The organism is Nostocoides sp. (assembly GCF_035343835.1).
GTDB classification, from domain to species: domain Bacteria; phylum Actinomycetota; class Actinomycetes; order Actinomycetales; family Dermatophilaceae; genus Nostocoides_A; species Nostocoides_A vanveenii.
In genome coordinates, this window is the sequence record NZ_DAOQZV010000324.1 from 1 (window position 1) to 2,873 (window position 2,873).

Consider the following 2,873-nt stretch of genomic DNA (forward strand, 5'->3'; position numbering starts at 1 on the left):
GCCACGATCGGTGTGCGGGTGTACAACCGCGCCGTGCCGATCATCGAGTTGCGGGACAAGGACCCCAATGCGGTCAATGCCTTCGTCAACCCGCACGCGACTGATGTCAATAAGGGCAATCGACAAATCGCCCACGGCGTCACTGCCGTCCTGCGGCCCTGGAACCTCTAAGCCCTCATCACCGGCCCGGAGCTTCGTCCACGCGGCTCCGGGCCACTGTTGACCCTAGGGTTGCCGACATGCCGCCAGACCAGGACTGCGAAGAGTCGGAGGCTGAGCTGGTCTCCAGATTCCGCGAGGGCGACCCGTCAGCGCTGGCAGCGGCATACGCGCGCTGGGGACGCCTCGTGCACTCATTGGCCCTGCGCTACCTCGGCAACTATCACGATGCGCAGGACGTCACCCAGCAGGTGTTCGTGTCGGCCTGGAGGAGCCGGCATACGTTACGAGAGGGCACTGGATCGCTGGGTGGCTGGCTCGTCACGATTGCGCGGCGGCGTTGCGCCGATGCGCTCGCGGTCCGAACGCGCCAAGGCCGGTCCGCAGCCGTGGAAGTGGAATCGCTGGCGGGCGTCGGCTCGGCCGTGAGCGATGATGTCACCGACCGGATCGTGGTGGCACACGCGCTGGACGCTTTGGGGGACCCGCGCGCAACGATCATCCGCCTGGTGGTGATCGATGGGCATACTCACGAAGCGGTAGCGGAACGGCTCGACCTTCCGCTCGGCACGGTGAAGAGCCATATCCGACGAGGCTTGCTCCAACTGCGCAAGGACCTGGAGGAGGTGACATCGTGAGCCATCCCGGAGATGACGTCCTTGCCGATCTGGCGCTGGGGCAGCCGGTCGATGATGTGTCGTCCAGCCACGTCGACGGGTGCGATGAGTGCGGCCGCGATCTCGCCGCGTTGCGTCGGACCCTCGCGGCCGTCGCCGAGGGCGAGGGTCTGCACGCGCCGGGCCCCCAGGTTTGGAATGCCATCGTCGCCGCTACCTCGAGCGAGGCACCGGCGGCTGCTCCTGCGCCTCCTGGACGATCCGCCCGTCGCTTCTCGCTCGGCAGCCTGGCGGTCGCGACCACGCTAGGCGCGCTTGTCGGTGTCGGTGCGATAGCCGCCGTGAACCAGTGGCGAGCCCCTGATGCGGAGGTGGTGGCGAGCGCGAACCTCGCCACGCTGGACACCGGAGCCACCCGGGGGGTTGCCGAAGTCGAGCGGGTCCGCGGTCAGCTCGAGGTGCGGATCATGGTCTCGTCAGACCCAGACCCGGGTGGGTACTTGGAGGTCTGGCTCATCAACCGCGACCTGGAGCGCATGGTCTCTCTGGGCGTGCTGCCCCAGGGCACGTCGAACCGGAGCTATCCCGTGCCGCAGTCCTTGCTCGACGAGGGTTATGTCATCGTCGACATCTCCCGTGAACCACTGGACGACCAGCCCGCGCACTCCGGAGACAGCATCGTGCGGGGGACGCTGGCGATCTAGTCCGCAGCGATCGGGCTCGCGAGCGCGTGCCGGGACGACTTGATCGGACGGTTATCGTGGCCGGTATGCCTGAAACCCCCACCACGTGGACCCCTGCCGCCACCTATGAGGACATCCGCTACGAGTTGTCCGGCGACGGCATCGCCAAGATCACCATAAACCGGCCCGAGGTCCACAATGCCTTCCGCCCGCAGACGCTGATCGAGATCTCTGACGCGCTGGACCGGGCGCGCGAGGACACCGAGGTGGGCGTGATCATCCTGACCGGCGAGGGCACCAAGGCCTTCTGCTCGGGTGGGGACCAGCGGGTGCGCGGCGACTCCGGCTACCTGACCGAGCCGGGCAAGGCGGGCGCCGTCGGGCGCTTCCACGTCACCGATCTGCACATCCAGATGCGCCGCCTGCCCAAGCCGATCATCGCCATGGTCGCCGGCTACGCCATCGGCGGCGGGCACGTGTTGCACCTGGTGTGCGACCTGACCATCGCCGCCGACAATGCCAAGTTCGGCCAGGTCGGGCCCAAGGTCGGCTCCTTCGACGGCGGCTTCGGCGCCGGTCTGCTCGCCCAGATGATCGGCGTGAAGAAGGCCAAGGAGATCTGGTTCCTGTGCGAGCAGTACTCCGCAGACGAGGCCCGCGAAATGGGCATGGTCAACAAGGTCGTGCCCCTGGCTGACCTCGAAACCGCGACGGTCGCCTGGGCGCAGCGGATGCTGACGATGTCGCCCTTCGCCCTGCGCCTGATGAAGGCCTCCTTCAACGCGGCCGAGGACGGGCTCTCCGGCATCCAGCAACTGGCCCACGACGCGAATCTGCTCTTCTACAGCACCGAGGAGGCCGCCGAAGGCCGCGAGGCCTTCAAGGCCAAGCGGCGCCCCGAGTTCGAGAAGTTCGCCAAGCGGCCCTGATGTCCCGCGCCGCGGCCGGCGAGCGGCATACCGGCTCGGTCAGGCGTCGGCGCGGACGGGCGGGATGCGCTCGAGCTTGATGAAGCCGCCCTGCAGGATCGGCAGCAGGGCATCGGGATTCTCGACCGCCTTGAACTCCACGACCGTGCCGTCTGTGACGCGCACATGGGTCGGGACGCTGTGGTAGATCCCGAGGTTGAGGCTCAGCACATGATCCCCAGGGGTGATGTCGAAGTCGTTCACCTCCTCTGCCAAGGTGCCGACCGCCCGGCCGCCGATCGTCAGGACGCGCTCCTTGCAGCACAACCCTCGGTGAATGCGCAGAGTGGCTGACATGGCTCCTCCCGTGTGGATGGTCCTTTCACCAGGACAGATCCCGAGCCCTATGACGTGCCGTCACCCGCGCAGTGCCCGCCCGGCGCCGCGCGCCGTGAGAGGTTCAGGCGCGGGCGTATGCCGGCGGGCGCGCCTCGGCGGGTCCCTCC

4 protein-coding genes are annotated in these 2,873 nt (G+C 67.8%); 3 read left to right on the top strand and 1 reads right to left on the bottom strand.

Annotated features, from left to right (window positions below):
* Positions 1-239 precede the first annotated feature (239 nt).
* From PKH97_RS15575 to menB, 3 genes are all read left to right on the top strand, one after another.
* Entirely contained in the window at positions 240-797 is a 558-nt protein-coding gene (locus PKH97_RS15575) for a sigma-70 family RNA polymerase sigma factor (protein ID WP_324388517.1), read from the top strand.
* Positions 794-1,480: an anti-sigma factor gene (locus PKH97_RS15580; protein WP_324388518.1), complete on the top strand. Its 687-nt coding sequence runs from the start codon at positions 794-796 to the stop codon at positions 1,478-1,480. The genes PKH97_RS15575 and PKH97_RS15580 overlap by 4 nt, the downstream gene beginning before the upstream one ends.
* A 65-nt stretch (positions 1,481-1,545) precedes the next feature.
* Positions 1,546-2,388, top strand: coding sequence for a 1,4-dihydroxy-2-naphthoyl-CoA synthase (gene menB, locus PKH97_RS15585; RefSeq protein WP_324388519.1), 843 nt, complete (start codon positions 1,546-1,548; stop codon positions 2,386-2,388).
* A gap of 39 nt (positions 2,389-2,427) precedes the next feature.
* Here the strand turns inward: menB and PKH97_RS15590 are convergent, their stop codons facing one another.
* Positions 2,428-2,724: a hypothetical protein gene (locus tag PKH97_RS15590; RefSeq protein WP_324388521.1), complete on the bottom strand. Its 297-nt coding sequence runs from the start codon at positions 2,722-2,724 to the stop codon at positions 2,428-2,430.
* Between the last annotated feature and the right edge of the window lie 149 nt (positions 2,725-2,873).